Source organism: Croceitalea rosinachiae, assembly GCF_031846445.1.
GTDB classification, from domain to species: domain Bacteria; phylum Bacteroidota; class Bacteroidia; order Flavobacteriales; family Flavobacteriaceae; genus Croceitalea; species Croceitalea rosinachiae.
Genome location: NZ_JAVRHR010000001.1, coordinates 1,240,481 through 1,267,113 on the forward strand (window position 1 = coordinate 1,240,481; position 26,633 = coordinate 1,267,113).

The following is a 26,633-nucleotide window of genomic DNA, read 5'->3' on the forward strand; positions in this document are numbered from 1 at the left end:
GTTTATGAATATTCTGAAATGCTATAACGTTTGCGATACTAAAAACTAATCGCAAAGTTTAAAAAGTACGTTCGACCAAAACCATACCAATATTTTGGAGCAAAAGAGGGGTCGTTCCTTAAGTTATCTTGTTGTAATTGCCCAAAATTACCGTTACGACTTTGCTCATACCCACCAGTTCTAAATACCGTATCAAAAGCATTATTGATACTGGCAAAAATGCTAATGTAAGTTCCATTTTTGAGCCAAGACTTGCCACCAACTAAATTCAATAGGTAAAAATCATCTAGTTTGGACTGTCTCAATAAATTCTCAACATTTTCAGAAGTGGCATCGGGGAAAGTTTTTCCCGTTTCTGGGTCTAGAAAGAAACTTTGTGTTCTTGTAATGGTCGAGATATTAGCGTAATTGTTCGCCAAATAATTTGTTGTTGCCCCGACCCACCAATATTTAGGATCACGATATTCAATGCCTAATGCAAAAGCCTGTTGAGGTCCTTGAGCCAATTTCAAATCTTTTATTTTGGCAACTCCCAGGTCAATGTTTCCTTCTGGGTCAATTAAATCTTCTTCCGCGCCAGCCGTATCAAAATTTATGGTAACATTAGGATCGCTAGCATAAACGTATTTACCAATATTGGCGACCGCAGAAAGTTTCACACTTGATGAGGCTTGGTACTCAAGACCCATTTCTATGCCCATGTGGAGTTTATCTAAATCGGTAATGGCTTCTTGAACAAAATCAGAGCCTAAGCCAGCGTCAACAAAGAAAAAATTAATATCTGTTGTATTTTGAAATCGTGTATAAAAACCTGTTAGTCTACCTGTTAGATCAGGTAATCGTATAAAATAGTTTATATCTGCAGAAGAAATCTGTTCGCTTTGCAGATTGGACACCAACTCATTATTTTCTCGTGGGTTAATGAAAACATTTTGTAAAGTCGGTGGTCTTGAAATATAGGCGCTATTTACTTTTATCCAATGCCTGCCTGTAAGCTTATAGGCAAATCCGGTTTTGAAGCCATAATCGGAGAATTTGATTTGCTCACTTTCACCAAAAGAAGTTTCTAAAAAACGCTCATTTTGAAATAGCCCAATACGCTGGTAATTTGTATTTGATGCAGAAATAGCTATAAAGCCGTCCCATTTATTAAATGCTGCCCGAAATTGTCCAAAAGAACTAAATCTGGATGCCTTTATATCATAATGGTAATTGAAAATGTCCCCAACCGTTTTATTCAAATTGCCATTGATATCGTTTTGGGTATCAGAGAATGGATCAATATCTTCATGAAAATCTGCCCCGAGCAAATCGTTGACTTGAGCGTAGTTTTCTGAAGCTATACTGCGGTAATTTATTCCAAAATCAAGATTAAACTTTGCATTGATATTGATGTTAGCAATACTGGATATGGACAATTGGGAATCATTGGTAGTATCATCGTTCAAAATATAAGATGCCTTTCCACCATTTTGGATATTTGAATTAGAAGTATAAAGATTGTTCCAATTGATTTGGGGATTTTCACCAAAACCCTCACGTGCTAAAGCTGCATTTGTAAAATCAGCTCCAACAGGATTATTGATATAAAAACTGGGCAGGTATCGATAGTAGGTTGGATCTGGGTTTGGAGCATTAAAATAGCCTAACCTACTTCTACTATTTGTTCCAAATTGATAAGATATACCTGAGGTCAATTTTAAACTTTTATTTTTAAAATAATGATTGAACATGAAAATAGGCTCAAAAATTTCTCGCTCTCGGGCATTTCTAATCTTACCGTTTTGCTCGCCCCAATACGGATTGTACTTTCTGCCACCAAGTTCTAAAACCTCTTCGGTAATAGCAGAAGAACGCCCTCTTCTGTTTCGAGCAAGAATAGAAGTCAAAGTGAAACTATGCTTTTCATTGGGCTTATATTCAAAAGCCCCAAAGAAGGAATAGGCATCATATAAAGTACCATCTAAATATCCTTCTTTTGCCCATCTACGCGATGCTGAAAAGGTGTAAGCAATACCTTTTTCAGAAACTGGAGCAGTGTAAGTGGTCATTAAACGACCTGTATAGGTACGATTTGATATGGAACTTGACAGTCGAGTGCCTGGGCGCAAGGTTGAAGGTCTCATGTCAATATTGGTGTTGCCTAAAATGCCACCAAAAGTATAAGAAGAAGCTTCTAAACCGTTAGAAAATTCTTGATTTCTAATCACGTCATTTAATCCGCCCCAATTATTCCATTGCGGCCTGCCATCAAAAAATTTGTTCATGGCAATTCCGTTTAGCAATACTTGCCCATTTTGCGAATCGTAACCACGAACGCGAAAAAATGCCTGTCCAAAATCAAAAGCTGCACGATTTAAAAAAACATCACGGGTTGCCTGTAATAAACCTGCCGAAACGGAAGTAGATTGATCATCGTCAGATAAATCGCCATCGGTCAATGTAATTAGGTTGTCACTTTTTTCTAAAGTAAAATCTTTCTCAAGAAAAATGGTTCCTAAATCTATGGAATTTCCATCCAAAGAAATTGCCAATCGTTGAGCACTGAAGTCCGGTTTAGAAATGTTCAATACAAAATCACCTTGAAGATCGGTATCAATCTTAAAAGCTCCAACCGAATTGGTTTGGGTATTGTAAATAGTGCCTTCAATGACTATAGTGACGCTAGCTAAGATTTCCTTGGTCTGGTTGTTCAATACTTTGCCTGAAACCGATTGGGTTTGTTGTGCAGTACAATAAAAGCATGTCCACAATAAACAAGTGAACGAAAGCAATAATCGCATAAAATGGTTGGTGTGTCTATCAATGTTACATAAAAATGCACAAACCGCTTACTTTTTAATTAAAAAACTCAACTTCTTGGTTATTTTCGATCTTATGAAGGTTTTGTTTTCTCTTATTTTCTTATGTTCTGCAATTTGTTTTGCACAATCTACCAATACCTATAAGGTAAGGACCGTTGCTTTTTACAACGTAGAAAATCTTTTCGATACTAAAAACGACACTTTGGTATTTGATTGTGAACGAACACCAATGGGAGATTATCGTTGGACTGAAGAGCGTTACCAAAAAAAGATTGCCAATATTTCAAAAGTACTTTATGAAATAGGGAACGATGTTACTACTACTTCTCCAGATGTTATCGGTCTTTGTGAGGTCGAGAAAAAAGCAGTCATTGAAGATTTAATAGCTCATGATAATTTGCGAGATGAAAATTATGGAATTATCCATTTTAACTCACCTGATGAAAGGGGAATTGATGTAGCCTTACTCTATAAGAAAGAAGTTTTTATGCCTACTTCATTTAAAAGTCAAAGAGTATTACTTTTTGATACCGATGGTCAACGCGATTATACGAGAGACCAATTGATAGTTGGCGGATTATTGGATGATGAGCAGTTTTATTTTATAGTAAATCATTGGCCTTCAAGAAGCGGAGGTGAAGCGAGAAGTAAGCCTAACCGAATTAAAGCTGCTCAACAGAACAAGCGGATTATTGATTCTATTCAAAAAATGGATGGTAGGGCGCGGGTTATAAGTATGGGAGACTTTAATGATGACCCAATAGATGATAGTTTCAAAAAGGTTTTAAAGACTGTTGGAAAGTCAAAGAAGTTAGATAGTATTACATTCTTTAATCCTATGGAGAAGCTTTTTAAAAGAGGAGTAGGTTCTTTGGCATATCGGGATAAATGGAATCTCTTTGATCAGTTTTTTTTCACATCTAACCTAATAAGCAAAGAAAAGACAAATTACTCTTATTGGAAAGTAGGAGTTTTTAACCCTATTTATTTGCAGAATCAAAGTGGTAAGTACAAGGGGTATCCCTTTAGAACTTATGTAGGCACTACTTATCAAGGTGGTTATGCTGATCATTTTCCTATTTATCTCTATTTACTAAAAACAATAGAATAGGGTAATGATTTCTTAACGCAACCAGAAGTTTTAACAAGCATCTATGGACTATGAGAAAGATATTATTATTCGTTATTCTTGGCTTTTTTGTGGTATCGTGCAGTTCAGATGATATTTTTGATGAAGAATGTGGCGGTGTTATCGATTTTGTTGGTTCAAGAAGTCTATTGGTTGAATTGGTAGATGAAGACAACAACAATCTTATTGAAAACGGATTTTACGATATGGATTTTATTCATGCTTCAACTAGTGGAATTGTATTAAATTCGGAAGATTTAACGCCAGAATTTATCGAAGAAGAACACACCTTGTACTTGCCAACTTTTTTAGGTAATGAAGAAAAAAATCAATGGGTTATCAGCTTGTCGGAAACTGATAAAGACACCTTAAATTACACTTTGGCAATTGCCGAGATAAGGGATAAGTTTGAGGGTGTTGTATATTGTGGAACCTCAGTTACTTTAGAAAGTGCAGACTATAACAGCACCACTATTTCTTTAGAAGATCCTAATACTCAGATAAATTCATCGTATTCGATTTTGGTAAAAGTGGTTAAAACGGAATAATTTATATTAATTAAACCACTGCCCCCATGGAATACGGCTTAAGATTAAAAGTAGCCCAAGCCCATAAAAAATAGCAATACTCTTAAACTTTGCGGTATCATCGGTTTTTTTCTTATGGCGCGACCACCCAATGGTAATTAAAGCAAGCGCTATGATATTTATAAATGGATGTTCTATCGCGAGCAGTCTTGAAGCAGAATTTAAGCCACCCATACCCAATGTTTGAATTGCCTTTAATCCATTTACAGAAACAAAGAAGAGAATCAAACCAACAAGTAATTGGATATGGCTCAAAATCAACGCAAATAAACTGATTCTTAAGTCTTTTTCAAATCGGAACTCTTTTTTCCCCAGCCAACCTGTAATGGCATTTAATGTAGCGGCGAGTAAAATAAACAATACGATATAAGCAAAATAAGAATGAAGGTTTTTTACAATTTCCATGATAAAAATTTGATGCTTAAATGTACAGAATTTTAGGCATAAAAAAGCCCCGCAATCGCGGGGCTTTTGCTTGAACTTTTTTACTAAACTTAATTGAAGATATAACGTAAACCAAGTTGTGCTTGCCATCTTGAAGATAAAAAACCGCCATCATCTATATTGTTAAGTGCACCATCTATATTGGTGTTAAACGAATATGTTGGAGTGGTACCATCAGCTTCAAAACCTTCAAAATTTACTAGACTAGCTGTATCAAAAGTACTTGTAAAGTACCTTCTGCCCCAATCTTTATTAATAAGATTTGTAAAGTTAAAGATGTCTGCAGAAATCTGAATGGTATTCTTTTTACCCCCTTTTACACTAAAAGAAAAGTCCTGAGCCAATTTTAAATCCACAATGTGACTCATTCTAGCTCTTGAAGCGTTGCGTTCAGCAAATTGACCTCGTCTGGTACTTAAATAATCATCATTACTAATAAAAGCATCCAAAAGCTCCCATTGTTGTTCGGCAGTTAAGTCTCCATCATCAACAAGTTGTGCTTCTGTAAAATTTCGAGGTATAAATGGTAATGCCGTAAAAGCCTCGCCACTGTCATCAATCAAATCAGCACTGCCGAAGTTACCAACCACATAACTAAAAGGCGTTCCATCAACTCCTTCATAAAACAGACCTATTGTGGTTTTAAGGTTTTCAGACCATTTGAAATCGGCCACAACGTTAGCCAAATAACGGTCTCCCTGAGCAAAATCTGAAGTAGATAATGTAAGGTTGTTTACTCCATTTACACTTTCATTAAATGCCCAATTAGAGATTATCTGCGATGATGTTCCATCGAACAATACATCAGAATCCCCATAAGAATAGGTAGCTTGTGCACGAACGTCCACTAAAGAACTATAGAAATTCTTCGATAATGTCAAAGATGTATTCCAAGATTTTCCTTCCCCCGTATTGGACACTAAAAATATTCCTCCGTATGTATCATCTAAAGTGACTCCCCCGAAATTAGTCCTTGCTCCAGCTCCAGATGTAGAAAATTGAGGTCCAGCTAAATTTACATTTTCAACATTCAATCCTGTTATGGTAGTATTACTTAAGATTTCAGCTGAAATAGTAAAACCAGCAGGCAATCTCTGGTCTATTGCTAAACTAGCTTTAAACGCTTGAGGTAATTTTAGATCTTCAGCTAGTAAATCTATATTACCTTGAAATGGCGTATCTTCTCTGAATTGCGTATTAACATCTGGGTTAAAACTAGGTACATTGTTAGGGTCACCCGCATCACGTGGGCGAAAAATTCTGGTATTAGCAACATTATTTCCTGTATTGTTATAAGCTCCTCCAGGCCAAACTAAGGGCATTCTTGATGTAAATATACCGAGACCACCTCTGATTTGGGTCATTTTATTGCCTTTGACATCTAAGTTAAATCCTAACCTTGGCGATATATGGACCGAAGTTTTAGGTCCTTGACCTACTCTAGCCCCTTGTAAATCTTTGCCTGCAGCTTCTAAAAGTGAAATGCCTCTGGTATTGAAATCAGTATTTCCCCTTCCGTCATCCCAGATAGGGAAATCGAAGCGTAAACCGGCAGATATTTTGAAGTTATCAGAAATTTGAACCTCATCTTGCACATAAAATCCAAGTTGATACAATTCAAATTCAGCTGCTCCAACTGAATCATCACCAACACCACCTAAAACAGAATAACTACTTCTGTACTCATTGGCATCATCATCAAAAAAGCCCTGAAGAGTGCTATAGGTATATTCTCCAAAATTTCTACCAAAGAAAATATTGGTGATATCACTATATTCATTATGTGTACCTAATGTAACTGTATGCCGACCAGAGTAAATCTCTAAATTATTTGTTAATGTTATAATATCTTGATTCAACAGGTTAGCCGTAGAAAAAGGTTCTGAACCAGCAAAAATACGAGAATCTCCATCATTGATTTCTATTCTTGGAAATGGATCTCCTACTGGATTTCTATCGTCTCTTACTCTAGTGTATCCCAATATGAAGTTATTAGCCAAATTATTGCCAAATGTTGAATTTAGTTCTAATGATGCAGTGTTACTGATTGATTCGAAATCTAGTCCCCCATTATCAAAATTGATATTTGTGCTTGTTGATCTGCCAACACTAAAGTTATTTGCCTTAACGTAATTGTTTCTAAACGAAAGTTTATGGTTTTCGTTGATATTCCAGTCCAATCTTAAAGTCAATTTATCACTGCTCAAGGTAGATGTATTCGTTTCAAATGAGCCAGGGTTATAACCATATTCTGATTGGAGAAAATTACTGAAGTTCTCTAAACCAGCTAAGCCTGAGTCTCCATCGTAAACACCTTCAAAAGGGGTCGGCGTTTCATCGTCTTGTCTTTCATAGTTCAAGAAAAAGAACAACTTGTCTTTTACAATAGGGCCTCCAATGCTTACCCCATATGTTTCGGCTGTAAACTCGGGTAACTTTTCTCTGTCTTCTTCAACACCTGGTGTCTTACCAGCTAAATCTTGATTTCTGAATAAATAATACGCGGTTCCCTTAAACTCGTTGGTCCCTGATTTGGTTATGGCATTTATGGCACCACCAGCAAAACCACCTAATTTAACATCATACGGTGCAACATTTACTTGAAAAGATTCAATGGCATCAATTGATATCGGGTTCACACCTGTTTGTCCACCGTTGGTTCCCGATCCAGAAAGTCCAAAAACATCATTATTTACAGCACCATCCAAATATAATGCGTTATATCTATTGTTTTGACCTGCTATTGAAATCTCGTTATCTTCTCTAATTTGTGCTTGGGGAGTAAGCCTTGCAAAATCGGCAATAGACCTCGATACGTTCGGCAGTGCAGTTACCTTTCTGTTATCTATACTAGTAGACGCTCCAGTTTTGTTAGAATCAAAGATCCCGTTGTTTTGTGCCGTAACAACGATTTCATCCAATGCAGTGGCACTTTCACTCATTTGTTTACTTATGCGCTCTGATTGCCCTAGATTTAAATAAATTCCCTGACTCACATCATCATTGAAACCAATGTACGAAATGGTGATGGTGTATGGACCGCCTATTCTCATACCAGATATACGGTAAAAGCCATCAAAATCCGTTGCTGCTCCATAGGTAGTACCAGAAGGAGTGTGGATTGCCACAACGCTTGCTCCTGGTAGAGGTTCTCCTGTGTTATCGGTTACCTGTCCACCAATGGAGGACGTGGTAACCCCTTGTGAAAAAGCCATTGCGGAAAATAGTACAGCAACAGCAAGTAAGTAGATTTTTTTCATTTTAAATGTGTTTGAATTGTCTGCGCAAAAGTCTTCTTTTACTCAATTCAATACGTTAATCTAATGTTAAGAATGAAGGGTAAAAACAATTTAAATTATGAATAAGTACCTGTAATTCAACACACTATAAAAACGTGAAAATTATGAAATCATTAATCAATTCTTAAAATATTGCAAAAGCTGTATTGTGGAAGAATCATGTTTGCCAATTTCGGAATTTTCAATATCATTGAGCACATTTTTGGCAAGTTGTTTACCCAATTCTACCCCCCATTGGTCATAACTAAAAATATTCCAAATAATACCCTGAACAAAGATTTTATGTTCATATAAGGCGATAAGAGAGCCTAAAGATCTAGGGGTCAATTTGTCAATTAAGATAGTATTCGTAGGCTTATTGCCTTCAAAAACTTTAAAGGGAATAAGCTGGTCTACCTCAGATATAGCTTTGCCCACTAATTCAAATTCTTTTTCAACTTCTTCTTTTGGTTTGCCGTTCATTAATGCTTCTGTTTGGGCAAAGAAGTTGGCCATTAATTTATTGTGATGATCTGTATCGCCATGTAAGGAATGTTTAAAGCCGATGAAATCCGTAGGAATTAATTTCGTCCCTTGATGGATCAGTTGAAAGAATGCATGTTGTGAATTTGTTCCTGGCTCGCCCCAAATAATAGTGCCAGACTCATAGTTTATTCTATTGCCTCCTCTATCTACACTTTTGCCATTACTCTCCATAATGCCCTGTTGTAAATAGGTAGAAAAGCGACTTAAGTATTGCGTATAGGGTATTATAGCTTCAGTTTCAGCTCCATAAAAATTATTATACCAAATACTTAACAAAGCAAGCATAACCGGAATGTTTTGAGAGAACTCAGCTTCTCTAAAGTGAGTGTCCATTTCATTTGCTCCGGATAATAGCTTGTCAAAGTTGTCGTACCCAACTGATAATGCAATTGAAAGCCCTACTGCGCTCCAGAGTGAGAAGCGTCCACCGACCCAATCCCACATTGGAAAAACATTTTCAGGTGAAATTCCGAATTCAGCTATTTTTTCAGTATTTGTTGAAACCGCAGCAAAATGCTTGGCAATATCTTGTTGAGAAGCATCTTTTAAAAACCATTTTTTAATGGTTGTTGCATTACTAAGTGTTTCTTGGGTGGTGAACGTTTTAGAAACGACAACAAATAAAGTTGTTTCAGGATTTAGCTCTTTTAATATCTCATGAACATGGTCGCCATCTACATTGCTGACAAAATGTGTTTTTAGATGGTTTTTGTAAAATTTAAGCGCTTCAACCACCATTGCAGGTCCCAGATCAGAACCTCCAATACCAATATTCACAATATCAGTAAAAGCTTTACCTGAATAGCCTTTTTTAGTCCCAGAAATAATAGTATCTGTAAAGGCTTTGATGTTCGCTTTGACCTCAAACACTTCAGGAACTATATTGTTGCCATCTGCTATAACGGTATCATCTTTTTTCGCTCGTAAAGCAGTATGCAAAACAGCACGACCTTCAGTCTCATTGATAAGCTTTCCTGAAAATTGAGCGGTAATTGCCTCTTTTAGATTTACTTGATCCGCCAATTCCAAGAGCAGACTTATGGTCTCTTCAGAGATTCTGTTTTTTGAGAAGTCCACAAAGAAATCGTTCCACTTTATGGTAAACTTTTTTGCTCTGGAGGAATCAGTTTCGAAAAGAGTTTTTAAGGTTTGATTTTGGGTCTTGTCAAAATGTGAAGCGAGTTTAGACCACGCTTCAGTTGATGTTGGATTGATCTTGGATAGTGCCATCGTTTTGGTTAAGTGTTATGAGGTCTTCCTCTTCATTTTTAATTGGGATAATATACTCGATGCAATCAAGTTGTGATTTTATGGGTTCAATATGGTTAAAATAGTTAGTTTTTAGTGAATCAGCTACCGGCTCAGCAGAAGGCAATTTCTCTCTAAGGGGATCAACTTGTCTGCCATTTTTCCAAAAGCGATAGCAAACATGTGGACCCCCTGTATTACCGGTCATGCCCACCCATCCAATAACATCTCCTTGGCGGACAAACTCTCCCCTTTTAACTTTTTGGGCCTTCATGTGCAAATATTGCGTGCTGTATGTGCCATTGTGTTTTATCTTAACATATTTACCATTACCGCCCTTTCTTCTTGATTCTGTAACAGTGCCGTCGGCTGTTGCCACAATTGGTGTTCCAATTGCGGCGGCATAATCAGTTCCTTTATGCGGACGTACTTTATAACCATAGTAGGCGATACGCCTTCTTAAATTATATCTTGAAGACAAACGATAATTGAACTTAATAGGTGCTTTTAAAAATGTGCTCCTGAGATTGTTCGCATCTTGATCATAATAATCTGTTAGGCTTTTTAAGGAGTCAGCTATATAAGGGAATGCATAGATAGGTTTCCCCTTATGCTTAAAATATGCGGCTCTTATGGGTTCAACACCTGCATATATAGAATCATTTATATAACGTTCATCATAGATTATTTTAAATTCATCACCTTTTTCTAATCTGAAAAAATCGATAGTCCAAGCATAGATATCTGCTAAATTCAAAGTGACATTATAATCAACGCCAAGTGAATCCATATCAATGGATAAGGAGTTTTTAATTACTCCTGCAATCTCGCGCTGAACGTATTTAACCTTTTTCTTACTGGTGTAGGCCTGAACGGAATCGCGCAAATCAACTACGGTGTAATTGATTCGGTCATTTTCGTAAATGAATATCTGGGCCTTTTCTGTAGTGTCTTTTGCTTTAAGAATTATGTATGGTTTGCCAACCTTGATTCTTTTTACGTCAAACGTATCTTTATACTCTTCCGCAATTTTTACAATTTTGGGGTAGTCAACATAATTTTGAAGCATTAGTTTGCCAAAACTATCTCCATTCTTTATGGTGTCATGTATAACATCAAATTTCTCAAAATTAAATCCGTAAGTCTTGACAATTGGTTGTTGAACCGGAAGTTGTGCAATTTCCGGTGATTCTACTTTTTGTGTTTTTTTACAAGCAACAAGTACGACCAATGCCAAAATAATGCCCCAATATTTTTGCATGCTTTAATTTTTATTCTGAGGGTTGAAGATATGTTCCACCCATTGTTTTCCCCAAGTTTCTAACTCGGTTTTAGAATACAAAGTTGGGAAAAATATTATTTTTTGAAAACTTGGGGGCAAATACTCTTTCCAATTGGTGCCTCCCGTGGCATCAACCGTAGCTTTATCTTTTGCCAAATAACGGTAAGCAGACCCCATATGCATTAATGGCCAATTGATATTTGCATTGATATCAAGGTTTTTAAGTGCCCCTATTAACGTATTGTTTTGTTGATGTGATTCAGGTAGGCTAAGGTACTTTTCATAAATAGTACTTCCTTTAACCTGATTGGCAATACGTATCAATCTTGGGGTGTAACGATATTCAAATTGCTTGAGGGTTAAAGTTTTTTCTCCGGTTTTAAGATCAGTTGCGCCCTTTTTCCAATAAATATGCTCATAAAGCTCTTCAATGGAATCTTTTTCTGAAAAATCGTTTCGCTCAGTATGGTGTACCAAATTTTGCATTGGAGTGGCATAAATTTCCAACATGCGATATTGTGCCGATTGAAAACCACTAGCTGGCAATAGAGCCATTCTGTACCTCAAAAACTGCTCTCGCTCCATACCATTTATCATGATGCTGAACGAAGATGTCAATGCCTTAAAATAACTATTGATTCGATTTGCCTTTGAAATAAAAAACGCTAAGTCTTGCGATTTGTCATCAACAATTTGTTTTTCTTCATGTAGAATGAGCTTAAAATATAGCTCGGTAATTTGGTGGTACATGATGAAAATTTCTTCATCTGGAAAGTGGGTTCGTGGAACCTGGATGCTAAGTAAGGTGTCTAAATGTATATAGTCCCAGTACGTAAGGTAACGTTGGTAGAGAAGACCATCTAGATAAGAACTTAAATCTTGACCAGAGTTTTTAAATTTTTCTTCAAGCTTGTTGATTTGGGACTCAATTAGCTCATCTTTCTTCATTGGTGATAATCAATCCATAATTATTTTGAACTGATTTTTAAGTCCATTATAACCATCTAAATCGGCTTTGATTGAACCTACAGCTAAATCTGCTTTGATTCTAATGGGAATCTTATTTAAATCGTTCGACACCCACAAAGTTAAGCTTTCTTGCTCTTTAAAAATTCTACCAGATTGTACATACGGCCTAAATTTTAAGCATTCGACTTTACCATACTTGGTTTTTACGACTTCTTTGCCTAAAAATTTGAGTTTAAACTGGTACATTCCATCATCATCGAACAACATATCCATAACGATACTTTCATTAATAACTAATTCTTCAACTGAAAAATTATTTCTAAGATAGTAAGCTGCCGAAAGTAAATCTTGTACATTATCATGAATTTCAAAATCAAACTTCTTTTTATTCTTGTTATCTGTTAATAAGGCTTTATCTTCCTCATAATCAAAGTCAATTTCAATATCCTTGGTATAACCACCCTCATCAATTTTTCTAATGAACCTGTAGGGCTTATTGTCATATCTGCCAAAATAGCTCTCATAAGTATCGTCCACTTTAAAGAAAATCTTTGCTAAACCTGTTGTTCTTCCTTTACCTATGACATGATAAACTGGAACCGTGTCTAATTTTTCAGATTCCAATTTTAGAGTTGCAAAACTAGCATTGAAAATACCGTAGTGAATTCTAAACTTAAGCCATTCCCCCGACTTATAAGCCATTGTTTTTTGCGCAGAAAGGGAAATTGCAGAAAAGCAAAATATGAATATGAGTATCTTTTTCATAACTGCATAGTTGATGTAAAATTATTAAAATACGTGCTAGCTAACAGCTTTTTACAATTATTTAAACAAAAGTTGTTCCAAAGTATTGTGCAAAAAAAGCCCCGATGTACACATCAAGGCTTTTCCTAAATAACCAACCAAACTTTAAATTATGAAAAACCAATACTTAAAGTTAAGAGGGAACCACCCCTCTTGCTCTACAAATATATGTTGTATGCAATTGTATGTTTTTGTTTTTAACCAACTTTAACTTTGATACCAGACTATTTGCAATACCTTAATATATCTATTTGTTTTTTTAAGAAAAAACTAAGACAAATTGCTAACAAAATGCAATCTTAGAACCAGTACCCAATACTAAAAAATACGTTGCCTGCGTCTAATTGCGGTGTCCAAGAATAGTAAACTTGAATAGGACCAATAAAAGATTCAAGGCCATAACCTATTCCATAACCCGAAAAATCAGGACTGGTAAACCAATCTCCCGTTCTAAAAATATCGTCGGCCACATTAGCTACATTAACCGTAAACAAGAAATGGTTTTTTGGAGCGATTTCATAGTCTAACCTTGTATAAGCTTTTACAAAACTATTACCGGGCAGGCTTAAAAAATCGTATCCAAAAAAAGGAATAAAATTGTTTATTGGGTCATTGCCAAAACCGCCTAAAACAAAATCGAACGAGGTGACATTTGAAGTGCCTAACTTAAATCCACCTTCTGTCTCAATGTTTATTGACAAATCAGAAAAAATAGGTATTGCTGTCCCTATTCTGCCCTTTGTAACGGAGAACTCTTTAAAGTTATTATTAAAGTCAGATGATAATAGATAAAAGTGAAAATCACCGTCAAAAAACAATCCTTTTGTTGGAAAGTATTTATCATCATAAGTGTCAAAAGTCAATTTACCATAAGTGCTAAAATAATGACTGTCTTCAAAAAATGTTCTATTGCCTGGTGCGGGCTGAAAATTTTCTAATTGGTCAGGAGCAATATTGTTAATCGTTCTTGTACTATAGCGAAGTAGTTTGTGTTCTAGCCCCATACTAAATGCAAATTCCTCTCGCAAAACGGTCTGTAAATAAACCTGATTGGTCAAATCTGTTACGTCTAAATTTATTTCCGCAATATTTGGGTCATCTAATACATCGAAATTGTTTCTTATCAAATTAAAATTAATCTCTTCATCAAAATCATTGAACATTGAGTTGACGCCAAAACTCCAATAAAAACCCTTATCAACATAGTATTGCATATTATAACGTACATGGTCACCTAGTATTAGATCAAAAGAGGCAACATCATCCTTTAAAAAAAAATTCTTTCGAGTAAGATTTATCAAGGCCGAGCTTTTGTAAAGGTCATCATAATGTGCGCCCATTTTTATGTACATTTTCGTGGGCTTTTCCTTAAGTTTTAGAATAAGGTCTGTACCTAGGCCATTAGAGACCAATTGATATCGAATAGCCTTGAAATTACCTGTTGCTGCAAGGTTGTTTATGCCTTTTTTTAATTTCTCAAAAGAGATTTTATCGGCTAGGTTAAAACGCAGTTTTCCTTTTATATAACCTCTTGTATAGGTTTCGTTGCCATTAATTATTAAACGATTAATGGTAAGACTATCAATAGTATTTACTTTGTCTTGAAACAAAGCTTCTTTTTTCTTTTTTTTACTTAAGGCAATTAGTTCATCCAGCTTTTGTTTTGCCGCAAGTTCTCCACTTTCAATTATTTCAGTTCCTTCATCAAATGATATAACCGAAAAGTTCTTAATATCGGGCTTTATATAAATATCTGTGTTTTCTTTTTTTAATACCATATCGTTAACCGTTCGATAATTGTTAATCTGAAGGAGTATTTCAGTGGCCGAGGATAGAGCTTCTCGGCTAGATAATTCGTCTTGAACATCAACACCAATAATTAAATTTGCACCAAGGGCCTTAACCTCATCAATTGGGTAGTTATTGACAACACCCCCATCAATCAATATATTTCCACCAACTTCTGCCGGTTCAAAAAGTGATGGCAATGTTCCACTTGCCATAATGGCTTCTGGTAGATAGCCGTTGTTCAATAAAACAGGTTTTCCTGTTTCAACATTCGTTGCAATACATAAAAACGGAATAGGTAATTTATTAAAGTCTTTAATGTCTTTTACATGATATAGTAATCGAACGAATTCATTGTATATGTTTTGTCCGCCGGAAATCGCTTGTGGGAAAGAAACTTTAAAATTATCAAAAGGTAACCCAAGGGCATATCGTTCAGAATCATCTTTCTCGTAAAATGTTTTTGCGCCGCGGGGTACATTATCTTGAATAAGCTTTGCAAAATCAGTTGAACTAAAAATAGAATCCAATTCATACGCCGAATAACCTGAGGCATACAAAGCACCAACTATGGCTCCCATACTTGTTCCACCTATGTAATCTATTTGAACACCAGCATCTTCAATAACCTTTAAAGCTCCTATATGTGCAAGGCCTTTGGCACCTCCTCCGCTTAATACCAAGCCAATTTTCTGTTCCTTTTGAGAAAGCACATTGCTAGCAATAAGTAAGAAGACAAGAAAAATGTTTTTTTTGAGCATACCGTTACTTCAATGAAATGATTCAAAAACCTTTTTTGCCTTGGCCGGGCCAATCGTCGCTGCTAAGGTATCAATAGAAGCCTCTTTTATTCGTTTTACAGATTTGAATTCTTTTAAAAGTTGTTCTGCTGTCTTGTCACCAATTCCTTCAATCTTTGCCAGCTCTGAGTTAATCGCTTTAGTACTTCTCTTGTTTCTATGAAAAGTGATGCCAAAACGATGTGCTTCGTTGCGTAATTGCTGGATAATTCTTAGGGTTTCTGACTTTTTATCCAAGTATAGCGGTATGGAATCTTCGGGAAAATAAATCTCTTCCAATCGTTTAGCAATTCCGATAATGGCAATCTTACCGCGCAGACCTAAAATATCTAAACTTTTAACGGCAGAAGAAAGTTGTCCTTTTCCTCCATCAATTACAATAAGCTGCGGTAATGATTCTGCTTCGTTAAGAAGTCTTTTGTACCTTCTAAATACCACTTCTTCCATAGATGCAAAATCGTCAGGCCCCGTTACTGTTTTTATGTTGAAATGACGGTACTCTTTTTTTGATGGCTTTCCATCTTTAAAAACGACACATGCAGCAACAGGATTACTGCCCTGAATGTTTGAATTGTCAAAACATTCAATATGTCTTGGCTCTTCGGAAAGTCTTAAACCGGCTTTCATTTGAGCCATAATTCGTTTGGTATGTCTATCTGGGTCTGTAATCCTTATTTGTTTGAACCGTTCTTGCCTGAAAAATTTAGCATTTCTTGTTGACAGGTCTAGTAATTTGCGTTTATCTCCTAACTTAGGAATGGTGACTTTTAAGCTATTGTCAAGTGCCACGTAAAATGGTAGATAAAGTTCTTTTGATTTTGAACCAAAACGTTGGCGTATTTCAATGATACCCAATTGCAGCAATTCTTCATCGGTTTCATCTAATTTCTTTTTTATCTCTAGCGTATGTGACCTAATTATAGAACCATGTGAGACTTGTAAAAAATTCACATAACCATGCGTTTCATCAGCAAAAATAGAGAACACATCTACGTGACTTATTTTAGGATTGACGATAGTCGACTTAACTTGATAATTTTCAAGGACTTCTATTTTTTCTTTGATGCGTTGTGCTTTTTCAAACTCCATTTCTTGAGCTAGAACTTTCATTTGATGTTTGAAATAATTTAAAGAGCTTTTAAAATTACCCTTAATGATAAGTCGAATATCATCTATTTGTCTATGATATTCTTCCGCTGTTTGCAAGTCTTCACATGGAGCTTTGCAATTGCCCAAATGAAATTCTAAACAACGTTTGTATTTACCTGAGCTTATTTTCTGAGCAGAAAGGTCATAATTACATGTTCTGAGAGGATAAACACTTTTAATAAGTTCTAAGAGTGTTTTTACCGTTTTCATACTTGTATACGGGCCAAAATATTCAGACCCATCTTTAATCAATTTTCTTGTTGGAAAGATTCTAGGGAAACGTTCGTTTTTTATGCAAATCCAAGGGTAGGTTTTATCATCGCGTAAAAGAACATTATATCTGGGCTGATGCTTTTTTATAAGGCTATTTTCAAGCAAAAGAGCATCAGATTCATTTGCAACCACAATGTGCTTGATGTCTTCGATTTTTTTGACCAAAACCTTGGTCTTGCCATATTCATGGTTTTTTGTGAAATATGAGGATACGCGTTTCTTTAGGTTTTTAGCCTTGCCAACATAAAGTATCTTGCCCTCTGTATCATAAAATTGATACACCCCTGGATTTGAGGGGAGCGCACTAAGTTGTACATCTATAGGTAAGCCTGTCATAAACCGTTCTCATTTTTAATGAGATGATTTAAAATTACTGCTTTTCGGCACATTATTCAACCAACATTTATATCGAACTTGAAAGTGTTTCAATCCCATACAAGTAATTTGGAATTATTAATTTTTCAATTATTTATTAAGATTATTCATTTTCAACATTTAGTGAGCCTATTTTTTTACATAATCTTACAAATTTTCGCTTTCATTCGAGATTTTCAAGTTCTAACACCTAAATAATGTATTTAAATGTCAAAAAGCTAAAAAATTTAAATGTTTGATTTTCAATTATTTATAGTTTTTTAGTTAAATTTTTCTGAAAAAAGTGTATTTCAACGATAAAATCAAACATTTCATAGGACTTTATTAATATTATTCCTTATTTTAGATGAAAATTAATTCACGCATGGAAAATTATATCATTGTTTTAGGGATGTATTTGATTTTGATGCTATTTTTCAAAATATACTACGCTGTAGCAACACGAGATTAAAGTACTTTTTGATTCCCTAAAACTAAATCTACATTAAAAAGTAGGTGCTAAAAAAAGAACTTAGATTACATTATAAGAGTAAAAGAGCTTTACTCAATTCCGATACTATTGCAAATCAAAGTTTAGAAATTTCAAATAGAATGTTAAGTCTTCCTATTTGGAATTTTTCTTTTTATCACACTTTCTTATCGATTAAAGAAAATCAAGAAGTTGATAGTTCACCCCTTATTACTATACTTCAAGGCAAGGATAAAAACATTGTAGTTCCTAAAACTATCTCAGCAAATCGTTTAGAGAACTATCTTTTAACAGATAGCACATTACTAAAACCAAATAAATTAAATATTCCAGAACCTGTAGATGGAATAAAAATTGAAGATAACAAAATAGATGTTGTCTTCATTCCTTTATTGGCTTATGATAAGAATGGAAACAGAGTGGGTTACGGAAAAGGGTATTATGATTCTTTTCTAGCTAAATGTAGAAAAGATGTTACTAGAGTCGGACTTTCATTTTTTGAGCCTGAAGAGGAAATTAAGGATGTTGGGGAACATGATATCCCCTTGGACTATTGCGTTGCTCCTGATAATATATATAAGTTCTAAGCTTTGGCTTTAGCAAATGCTTTTTTGTTAAAGAAAATAAGAATACCAACACCAGTGCTAATTGCGGTGTCCGCTACATTAAAAATGGGATCAAAAAAAGAGAAATTATCCCCACCGATAAATGGAATCCATGATGGCCAAGTTGCGTTTTTGATTATTGGAAAATAAAGCATGTCTACAACTTTACCATAAAAAAGCTTACCGTAGGGTTCATCAGTAAACAATGTGGCAACTTCATTATAGCTATCATTGAAAATTGCTCCATAAAATATAGAATCGATAATATTTCCCAAAGCACCAGCAAAAATTAGAGATACTGCCAATATCAATACCTTGGGAGCACTTTTTTTGATGATATCATATAGCCAATAGCCAATTCCGCAAATGGCAAAAAGTCTAAAAATAGTTAGGACTAGTTTTCCTGCCGAATCTGAAATTGGTAAGAGATCACTGAGTTTTGTTCCCCAAGCCGCTCCTTCATTTTCAATGAAAAGAATTTTGAACCAGCTAAATACCTCAATAGAATCTTGATATACAAAATGTGTTTTTATATAAATTTTACTGATTTGGTCTATCAGTAGTACAAGAACTATTAGAAGCAGTGATTTTTTTAGACTCATTTTTCAATTATAGATTGGCAAAAATAACCATATTATTCGGTTTTATTTATTTGTATATCACCCTCAACAGACTTTAATATGTAGCTTGCGAAGCCTTTCGGAATATTATGTTCACTAACTTCCCCATAAGTACTTGTTGCCTCAATAGTTCCGTTTTTTGCGATTACTACGATATTGCCTTTTTGGGTTTTAACCTCTGCTTTTTCAATTATATTGTTCAAAGTACAGTCACCGTCAGCTAGACTTACTTGCAATAACTTGTAATTTCCTTCTGCATAAAGAATACTATTTGTTCCAAAAAGTTGGACATTGGAGTTTTGAGGAATGTTAATATCCAAGGATATAGAAATTACCTTATGTGCACTTAACTTATCGTTAGGTGCTATAAAATTTGGCAGAAAACCTGCGCTGACAAACACATCTTTGCCATTGTCTTCGACCTTAACTACTAAATCTCTCAGATATTCCCCTTCTATAGATGCCTTTACTACCAATTCTTTAGAAGCGATAGTTTTTAAATTAACCTGATAACAGTTTTTTGTATCAATAAAAATATATTGGTTATCAGGATTTGCAATCACTTTTTTAACCAATTTTTGTGATTGTATTAAATGGAAAAATGAAATAAAGGAAATAAAAAAGAGAGATACTCTCATAACTTTAAAAACGCCTACAAGCGTTTTTACTACTTCTGCATATTCTTTGCTTCAATGCTCAATGTTGCGTGTGGAACAAGTTTTAAGCGCTCTTTATTTATAAGCTTTCCTGTAACACGGCAAATACCATAGGTTTTATTTTCTATACGAAGAAGTGCATTTTTTAGGTCTCGAATAAATTTTTCTTGACGAATTGCCAATTGTGTATTTGCTTCTTTGCTCATGGTTTCTGAACCTTCTTCAAAAGCTTTGAAAGTCGGTGAGGTATCATCGGTGCCATTGTTTCCATCGTTCATGTAAGAACTCTTTAACAATTCTAGATGTTTATTGGCTTTTTCTATTTTTTCTTCAATCAAAATCTTGAACTCTGCCAAGTCTTTATCTGAGTATCTTATTTTTAAATCTTGTGCCATTTTTAATGTTTTTGGATAAACAATTTTGTATTTATTTCATCAAAGGCAATTTCAGTGCCTTCATCTAAGTGTTCTTCAAAAACGAGTTCTGCTGTCAATGTCTCGCTTTTTAAATAATTCTCGTTATTTGCTACAGCTTTTTCTACAAAGCCATCTTTTAAAATTTTTAAATTTATCTTGTCAGTAACTTCAAAACCAGATTCTTTTCTCAAATTTTGAATTCTATTGACCAACTCCCTAGCGATACCTTCATTTTTTAAGTCATCACTAATGGAAATATCTAAGGCAACAGTCAAAGAACCTGAACTTGCTACCAACCAACCTTCAATATCTTGAGATGTAATTTCTACATCTGACAACTGTAAAATAATAGTTTTATTTTCTAATGCAAGCGATATTTCGCCTTGTTGTTCAATTTTTTGGATATCTTCCTGATTCAAGGTGCTAATAGCATTTGAAACTAATTTCATGTCCTTCCCAAATTTAGGACCAAGAACCTTAAAATTGGGCTTAATTTGTTTGACCAAAATATCAGAGGCGTCATCCATTAATTCAATTTCCTTTACATTGACTTCTGATTTGATAAGCTCCGTAACTGCCTCAATTTCTGTTTTTTGCACAGCACTTAAAACAGGGATCATAATTCTTTGTAAAGGCTGCCGTACTTTAATTTTTTCTTTCTGACGGATTGAAAGAACCAAAGACGAAATTTTTTGAGCATTTTGCATTTTGCTTTCTAAACCTGTATTGACCATTAATGAATCAAACTCCGGAAAGTTCGCGAGATGCACACTTTGAAAACTTTCATTATTGGTTACGGCATCCAAATCTCTATACAACCTATCCATAAAGAATGGAGCAATGGGTGCAGCCAATTTGGCAACAGTTTGCAAACAGGTATAAAGAGTTTGGTAGGCAGATATTTTGTCATGTTGATAATCACCTTTCCAAAAACGTCTCCTACTTAAACGTACATACCAGTTGCTTAAATTTTCTTGTACAAAGTCAGAAATAAAACGAGCCGCTTTGGTGGGCTCATAGTCGTTATAAGCTTCATCAACTTTTTTGATGACTGTATTCAATTCTGATAGAATCCATTGATCAAGCTCAGGACGATTAGCAAGTTCAATTTCATCTTCTTTGTAGCAGAATCCATCAATATTGGCATAAAGCGAAAAGAAGGAATACGTATTGTAAAGCGTTCCAAAAAATTTGCGCTTTACTTCAACAACGCCATCAATATCAAACTTTAAATTATCCCAGGGATTTGCATTTGAAATCATATACCAGCGTGTTGCATCTGCACCATGTTCTGGTAGTGTTTCAAATGGGTCTACGGCATTGCCCAAACGTTTTGACATTTTTTTGCCTTCTTTATCGAGTACCAATCCGTTGGAGACCACATTTTTATAGGCGACAGAATCAAAGACCATGGTGCCTATCGCATGAAGTGTATAGAACCATCCGCGCGTTTGATCAACACCTTCGGCAATAAAGTCTGCTGGAAAAGTTTTGTTATTATCGATAAAGTCTTTGTTCTCAAATGGGTAATGCCATTGCGCATAAGGCATAGAACCACTGTCAAACCATACATCAATTAAATCAGATTCACGTTTCATGGGTTTTCCTGATACGGAAACCAGTATAATTTGATCTACGATATTCTTATGTAAATCAATTTTATCATAGTTAGTCTCACTCATATCACCCACCACAAAATCATCAAAGATGTCTTTTTCAAGAACTCCAGCTTCAACTGCTTTTCCCATTTCCGCTTTGAGTTCTGCTACAGAGCCAATCATGATTTGTTCCATACCGTCTTCGGTTCTCCAAATTGGTAATGGAATTCCCCAATAGCGTGAACGTGAAAGGTTCCAATCATTGGCGTTCGCCAGCCAATTGCCAAATCGACCTTCTCCTGTTGATTTTGGTTTCCAATTGATAGTCTCATTCAATTCGAACATACGGTCTTTAATGTCGGTGACCTTAATGAACCAAGAATCAAGTGGATAGTATAGAATAGGCTTATCAGTACGCCAGCAATTCGGATAACTGTGCAGGTACTTCTCTACTTTAAATGCTTTATTTTCCTCTTTTAGTTTAATGGCAATTTCAACATCAATAGATCTTTCGGGTGCCTTGCCATCATCGTAGTACTCGTTTTTAACATATTTCCCTCCAAACTCTTTTAATTCTGGACGGAATCTACCTTGTAGATCTACAAGGGGAACAGGATTGTTGTTTTCATCTAGCACCAACATAGGCGGAACTTCTGGTTGTACTTGCCTAGCTACAAAGGCATCATCTGCTCCAAAAGTAGGAGCTGTATGCACAATACCGGTACCATCTTCAGTAGTTACAAAGTCACCTGCGATTACGCGAAAAGCATTTTCTGGATTTTGATATGGAGATGTATAATCAATCAACTGTTCATATCGAATCTCCAACAAGTCTTTACCTTTAAATTCTTTTACAATGTAGAAAGGTATTTGTTTATCACCTGCGTTATAATCAATAAGTGCAGGCTTCTCTTCAACCTGGTGAAATTTCCCAGCGAATTGTTTACTTACCAAGTTTTTGGCAAGTATAACATTCATAGGCTTAAAAGTATATTGATTATAAGTTTCCACTAAAACATAATCAATTTTTGGCCCTACGGTTAATGCTGTATTTGAAGGCAAGGTCCAGGGGGTTGTCGTCCATGCTAAAAAGTAAACTGTACCTTCATTCTGCAAAAAGTCTGGGAGGGTACTTTCGACAGCTTTAAATTGCGCAGTAACCGTTGTGTCCGTAACATCTTGATAAGTGCCAGGTTGATTAAGTTCGTGTGAACTTAAACCAGTACCCGCCTTTGGTGAGTAAGGCTGAATGGTATACCCTTTATAAATCAATTCTTTATCATAAATCTGTTTTAATAACCACCAAACAGATTCCATATACTTTGATTTGTAAGTAATATATGGGTCATCCATATCTACCCAATACCCTACTTTTTCGGTCATTTCGTTCCATACATCAGTATAGCGCATGACCGCTTTTTTACAAGCTTCATTATAGGCTTCAACAGAAATCTTTGTGCCGATATCTTCTTTAGTGATACCGAGCTCCTTTTCCACTCCAAGCTCAATAGGTAGGCCATGGGTATCCCAACCTGCTTTTCGCTTTACTTGAAAACCTTTCATGGTTTTATACCGAGGAAAAATATCTTTTATGGTACGTGCCATAACGTGATGAATCCCTGGCATTCCGTTTGCAGATGGCGGACCTTCATAAAAAACATAGCTTTCCTTACCCTCACGAGTACTCACACTCTTTTCGAAGATGTTATTTTCCTTCCAATAGTCCAATATGTCATCGGCTACTTTAGGCAGGTCTAATCCCTTATATTCTGCAAACTTCATAAAGCGTTCTCCTTCTGGATTTATAAGGGTGCAAAAATAAAAATTTAGACCGAATTAGGTAGTATTCAGTGACCTAAAAGATAAAAGCTGTGTCTTACTAGTATGATTTAGATCTAAATCATACTATCGAACGTAGATGAATATATAACGAATACTAAAAACCATTTAAATGAAAAAAGTATTATTGGCCATTTTGGCATTGTCAATGACCACATCTGTATTGGTTTCTTGTAAAGAAGCTACAAAGAAGGCTAAGGATGCTGCGGAAGCAACAGAAAACGCGCTTGAAGAAGCAGGTGAGAATCTAAAGGAAGCTGGCAAAGATTTAAAAGATGCAGCAAATGAGGCCGGAGAAGAATTAAAAGAAGCTGGTGAGCAGGCTATGGATAGTATCAAGAAAACGGGAGAAGCGACTATGGATAAAGCCAAAGAAATGGGGGAGGATGCTAAAGATGCTGTAAAGGAAGCTGGAGATGATATGAAAGGTACAGCTAACAAAATAGCTAAAGAAGTAGAGGAAGTCACAGACGATAATAGATAAGCTAAGACACCCCACACTAGCTTAGACCCTGGCATAATAGTCAGGGTTTTTTGTTTTAAAAGGAATACCCTAAACCTAAAATTAGATTGATGCCGGGTGCAACAATGCCTGATGAATAGGTTCGATAGCGTTGGTCTGTAAAATTTTCAAGACTCAAGGTAGTTTTTAAAGCATTTGAAATTTGATATTGCGACCGAAAATTTAACGTATACCACGAAGGAGAAAAAGGATTTCCATTCTTATCAGAAGCATAAATAAAATCTTTGCTCTGTTCAGAAAGCGCCAAATCTTCAAAGGCAATTTCCTCATTATAATTTAAAAATAAGTCAGCTTTAAATTTTTGATTTTTCCATATCAAATGGGCATCCGCGAATGTGGGGGCTGCGTGTCTAGCTGCCGAATCAGTTCCATTTGAATCTTCTTCAATCCCTTCGGTTATGGTTAAATTTCCAACGAATGATAGGTTTTCTGTCATAAAAGCTTCAGCTCCGAATTCAAAACCATATACATAGGCTTTCGCTGCATTTTGAATAGCCTGTACATTACTCAACTCTCCGTTAAATTCTATTTCAGACAAACCGTTAAAAGTAAAATCCCGGCGGACTAATGCATCAACTAAATAGGTGTAAAAGGCAGCACCTTTAACAACTACTTTATCGTTAAAGTTTTTCTGAATACCGAAGTCAACATTATAAGCATATTCAGGCTCTAAGTCAGGATTAGGCACTACAACCGAACCTGGCTCAGAATCAAAAATCTTTCCAATATCATCAATGTTGGGGGCTCTAAACCCTGTTGAGCCGTTTAAGGTGATTTGCAAATCTGCTTTTGGAAACCAACTTATACCCAAACTGCCAGTCAATGCCCCGGTTATCAAATCTGCTTCATCAAAAGGAAAATCAAATAGTGTATCATCAAATTGTGCATCAACCCAAACTTGGCTGTAGCGCATGCCCGAAAGTAAAGTTAAATTAGGCTTTATTTGATAACTGGCATTTACATAGCCAGCAAAGGTTTGCCATGTAGACTTATCAGGATGGCGTGATACGGCTCTAGAAACTTCATTTGTCTCAATATTTCGATCTTCTCCGAAAGAACGCACTTTATTGAAAATATACTCTGCACCATAATACAACTGTAAATCGCCAATTTTTTTATTCTCAAAATCTAAATTTACTGATAGGGCATCCACTTGTTCAAGTGTAGTGTTTCTGGCGAGAGTTTGAAAGTTTCGGCTGTTTCTGCTCTCCTCAAAAAATTGATAGGCAGTAGTTAATTTTACCCCATCATAGAATTTACCTTTCCCTTGTTTTGTTATTTGGAAATTACCCATGAACCATTTTTGGGGTCCGTAAAACCATTCGCTAGAGCGTAATCCATCGTCAGTGTCATTGGGCCTGATTAACCGATCATATCTTGAATAATCAGAAGTTTCAGAATAATATAGCCCTAAATCATAGTTCCATATATTATTGGGCTTATACCGAAATTTTTGAAGAAAATTTATCTGGTTATAACCTGATGTAATTTGCTTTTTTGGATTTTCATTATTCACTAAAGCATCTTGCCCATTTTCTCGAATCACAAAATTATTACGTAGGTAAGATTCAGGGCCATGACTGCCCATTCTTAAATCACCAAAATCATTATATGAAAAACTGGTGTATGCAGCCCAAGTTTGATGACCTAAATTGAAGTCAGTATGAAAAGTGTTTTCAGAATTTGCTGAAGCAAATCGATAATTGGTATTGCCAGAAAAAGTAAGGCTATCCGTATAAGAAAATCTTGGTACCTGAGTAAAAAAATTCATGACTCCGCCTATTGCATCACTGCCGTAAATGACGGATCCAGGGCCAAAAATAATCTCAGTATTTTTTATGGTAAAAGGATCAATTGAGATGACATTTTGAACATTACCACCTCTAAAAATAGCATTATTCATACGAACGCCATCGACCGAAAGTAATAAGCGATTGGTAGAAAACCCCCTGATCATGGGACTTCCACCACCTAACTGGCTTTTTTGAACAAAAACCTTTCCACTGTTCTGTAACACATCCGCGGAAGTCTGAGGATTAGCAAAGGCAATGCTTCTTGCGTCAATGGATGCTATTTTTTGAGGAATGTCTTTTCGTTGTTGTTCCCATTTAGATACAGACATGACTACTTCATCCAATTGTTCGGGTTTAAGGGTCAAATACACTCGATTGCCTTTTTTACTTAATTGAGCTTTTGTGGTTTGGAAGGTCTCGTAACTGATATGTCTGAAGGTAATACGCTCATTTGGATTGAAAGTGGAAAGGTCACTGCGTCCATCAAAATCGGTGATGGCGGTCTTAGATTTATCTTGGTTGAAAATAGCTGCATTGACTATGCCATTGCCTGAATCAGCATCTAAAACATGTATTTGCTGGGCAGAAACTGAAGCGGTAATGAAAAACAAAAAAACAATGAAGCCTACCTTGTGCAT

Annotated in this window: 18 protein-coding genes; 4 read left to right on the forward strand and 14 right to left on the reverse strand. The window is 35.6% G+C overall.

Annotated elements, in window-relative coordinates:
* Window positions 1-38: 38 nt before the first annotated feature.
* On the reverse strand, window positions 39-2,783 hold the full coding sequence (locus RM706_RS05650; RefSeq protein ID WP_311350053.1) for a TonB-dependent receptor: 2,745 nt from the start codon (window positions 2,781-2,783) through the stop codon (window positions 39-41).
* A 94-nt stretch (window positions 2,784-2,877) separates the two neighbouring features.
* Here RM706_RS05650 and RM706_RS05655 point away from each other — a divergent pair, with 94 nt between their 5' ends.
* Together RM706_RS05655 and RM706_RS05660 are read left to right on the forward strand one after the other, a co-directional pair.
* Entirely contained in the window at window positions 2,878-3,915 is a 1,038-nt protein-coding gene (locus tag RM706_RS05655; RefSeq protein WP_311350054.1) for an endonuclease/exonuclease/phosphatase family protein, read from the forward strand.
* A gap of 50 nt (window positions 3,916-3,965) precedes the next feature.
* The gene (locus tag RM706_RS05660) at window positions 3,966-4,481 is read left to right on the forward strand and encodes a hypothetical protein (protein WP_311350055.1); all 516 of its coding nucleotides are present in this window, start codon (window positions 3,966-3,968) and stop codon (window positions 4,479-4,481) included.
* Window positions 4,482-4,487: 6 nt separating this feature from the next.
* Here RM706_RS05660 and RM706_RS05665 read toward each other — a convergent pair whose 3' ends face one another.
* The 8 genes from RM706_RS05665 to uvrC form a co-directional block, all read right to left on the reverse strand.
* A complete protein-coding gene (locus tag RM706_RS05665; RefSeq protein ID WP_311350056.1) occupies window positions 4,488-4,925 on the reverse strand; it encodes a hypothetical protein in 438 nt (145 codons plus the stop codon).
* A gap of 89 nt (window positions 4,926-5,014) precedes the next feature.
* Complete coding sequence (locus RM706_RS05670; RefSeq protein WP_311350057.1) at window positions 5,015-8,224, reverse strand: outer membrane beta-barrel protein; 3,210 nt, start codon at window positions 8,222-8,224, stop codon at window positions 5,015-5,017.
* 156 nt (window positions 8,225-8,380) lie between these two features.
* Window positions 8,381-10,018, reverse strand: coding sequence for a glucose-6-phosphate isomerase (gene pgi / locus RM706_RS05675; protein WP_311350058.1), 1,638 nt, complete (start codon window positions 10,016-10,018; stop codon window positions 8,381-8,383).
* A complete protein-coding gene (locus RM706_RS05680) occupies window positions 9,984-11,297 on the reverse strand; it encodes a M23 family metallopeptidase (protein ID WP_311350059.1) in 1,314 nt (437 codons plus the stop codon). The genes pgi and RM706_RS05680 overlap by 35 nt, the downstream gene beginning before the upstream one ends.
* A gap of 3 nt (window positions 11,298-11,300) precedes the next feature.
* Window positions 11,301-12,266, reverse strand: coding sequence for a tryptophan 2,3-dioxygenase family protein (locus tag RM706_RS05685; RefSeq protein WP_311350060.1), 966 nt, complete (start codon window positions 12,264-12,266; stop codon window positions 11,301-11,303).
* Between the two features lie 9 nt (window positions 12,267-12,275).
* Window positions 12,276-13,052: a DUF3108 domain-containing protein gene (locus RM706_RS05690; RefSeq protein WP_311350061.1), complete on the reverse strand. Its 777-nt coding sequence runs from the start codon at window positions 13,050-13,052 to the stop codon at window positions 12,276-12,278.
* A gap of 338 nt (window positions 13,053-13,390) precedes the next feature.
* Window positions 13,391-15,640, reverse strand: coding sequence for a patatin-like phospholipase family protein (locus RM706_RS05695; RefSeq protein ID WP_311350062.1), 2,250 nt, complete (start codon window positions 15,638-15,640; stop codon window positions 13,391-13,393).
* Window positions 15,641-15,649: 9 nt separating this feature from the next.
* Window positions 15,650-17,437 (reverse strand): excinuclease ABC subunit UvrC, encoded by a 1,788-nt coding sequence (gene uvrC, locus RM706_RS05700; RefSeq protein ID WP_311350063.1) that lies wholly within the window; start codon window positions 17,435-17,437, stop codon window positions 15,650-15,652.
* Between the two features lie 534 nt (window positions 17,438-17,971).
* Here uvrC and RM706_RS05705 point away from each other — a divergent pair.
* A complete protein-coding gene (locus RM706_RS05705; RefSeq protein ID WP_311350064.1) occupies window positions 17,972-18,532 on the forward strand; it encodes a 5-formyltetrahydrofolate cyclo-ligase in 561 nt (186 codons plus the stop codon).
* Here the strand turns inward: RM706_RS05705 and RM706_RS05710 are convergent.
* The 4 genes from RM706_RS05710 to ileS all read right to left on the reverse strand — a co-directional run bounded on the left by RM706_RS05710 (window position 18,529) and on the right by ileS (window position 23,622).
* The gene (locus tag RM706_RS05710) at window positions 18,529-19,152 is read right to left on the reverse strand and encodes a lipoprotein signal peptidase (RefSeq protein WP_311350065.1); all 624 of its coding nucleotides are present in this window, start codon (window positions 19,150-19,152) and stop codon (window positions 18,529-18,531) included. The genes RM706_RS05705 and RM706_RS05710 overlap by 4 nt on opposite strands.
* A 32-nt stretch (window positions 19,153-19,184) precedes the next feature.
* Window positions 19,185-19,745, reverse strand: coding sequence for a hypothetical protein (locus tag RM706_RS05715; protein WP_311350066.1), 561 nt, complete (start codon window positions 19,743-19,745; stop codon window positions 19,185-19,187).
* Window positions 19,746-19,837: 92 nt separating this feature from the next.
* On the reverse strand, window positions 19,838-20,221 hold the full coding sequence (locus tag RM706_RS05720; protein ID WP_311350067.1) for a TraR/DksA family transcriptional regulator: 384 nt from the start codon (window positions 20,219-20,221) through the stop codon (window positions 19,838-19,840).
* Window positions 20,222-20,223: 2 nt separating this feature from the next.
* A complete protein-coding gene (gene ileS / locus RM706_RS05725; RefSeq protein ID WP_311350068.1) occupies window positions 20,224-23,622 on the reverse strand; it encodes an isoleucine--tRNA ligase in 3,399 nt (1,132 codons plus the stop codon).
* A gap of 169 nt (window positions 23,623-23,791) precedes the next feature.
* On the opposite strand from ileS, the gene RM706_RS05730 reads away from it, so the two are divergent.
* The gene (locus tag RM706_RS05730) at window positions 23,792-24,163 is read left to right on the forward strand and encodes a hypothetical protein (RefSeq protein WP_311350069.1); all 372 of its coding nucleotides are present in this window, start codon (window positions 23,792-23,794) and stop codon (window positions 24,161-24,163) included.
* Window positions 24,164-24,218: 55 nt separating this feature from the next.
* On the opposite strand, the gene RM706_RS05735 is transcribed toward RM706_RS05730, so the two are convergent.
* A complete protein-coding gene (locus RM706_RS05735; protein WP_311350070.1) occupies window positions 24,219-26,633 on the reverse strand; it encodes a TonB-dependent receptor in 2,415 nt (804 codons plus the stop codon).

Coding starts and splice junctions, on each gene's coding strand:
- RM706_RS05650 (WP_311350053.1), bottom strand. CDS start 2,783: ATGCGATTATTGCTTTCGTTCACTTGTTTATTGTGGACATGCTTTTAT.
- RM706_RS05655 (WP_311350054.1), top strand. CDS start 2,878: ATGAAGGTTTTGTTTTCTCTTATTTTCTTATGTTCTGCAATTTGTTTT.
- RM706_RS05660 (WP_311350055.1), top strand. CDS start 3,966: ATGAGAAAGATATTATTATTCGTTATTCTTGGCTTTTTTGTGGTATCG.
- RM706_RS05665 (WP_311350056.1), bottom strand. CDS start 4,925: ATGGAAATTGTAAAAAACCTTCATTCTTATTTTGCTTATATCGTATTG.
- RM706_RS05670 (WP_311350057.1), bottom strand. CDS start 8,224: ATGAAAAAAATCTACTTACTTGCTGTTGCTGTACTATTTTCCGCAATG.
- pgi (WP_311350058.1), bottom strand. CDS start 10,018: ATGGCACTATCCAAGATCAATCCAACATCAACTGAAGCGTGGTCTAAA.
- RM706_RS05680 (WP_311350059.1), bottom strand. CDS start 11,297: ATGCAAAAATATTGGGGCATTATTTTGGCATTGGTCGTACTTGTTGCT.
- RM706_RS05685 (WP_311350060.1), bottom strand. CDS start 12,266: ATGAAGAAAGATGAGCTAATTGAGTCCCAAATCAACAAGCTTGAAGAA.
- RM706_RS05690 (WP_311350061.1), bottom strand. CDS start 13,052: ATGAAAAAGATACTCATATTCATATTTTGCTTTTCTGCAATTTCCCTT.
- RM706_RS05695 (WP_311350062.1), bottom strand. CDS start 15,640: ATGCTCAAAAAAAACATTTTTCTTGTCTTCTTACTTATTGCTAGCAAT.
- uvrC (WP_311350063.1), bottom strand. CDS start 17,437: ATGACAGGCTTACCTATAGATGTACAACTTAGTGCGCTCCCCTCAAAT.
- RM706_RS05710 (WP_311350065.1), bottom strand. CDS start 19,152: ATGAGTCTAAAAAAATCACTGCTTCTAATAGTTCTTGTACTACTGATA.
- RM706_RS05720 (WP_311350067.1), bottom strand. CDS start 20,221: ATGGCACAAGATTTAAAAATAAGATACTCAGATAAAGACTTGGCAGAG.
- ileS (WP_311350068.1), bottom strand. CDS start 23,622: ATGAAGTTTGCAGAATATAAGGGATTAGACCTGCCTAAAGTAGCCGAT.
- RM706_RS05730 (WP_311350069.1), top strand. CDS start 23,792: ATGAAAAAAGTATTATTGGCCATTTTGGCATTGTCAATGACCACATCT.
- RM706_RS05735 (WP_311350070.1), bottom strand. CDS start 26,633: ATGCACAAGGTAGGCTTCATTGTTTTTTTGTTTTTCATTACCGCTTCA.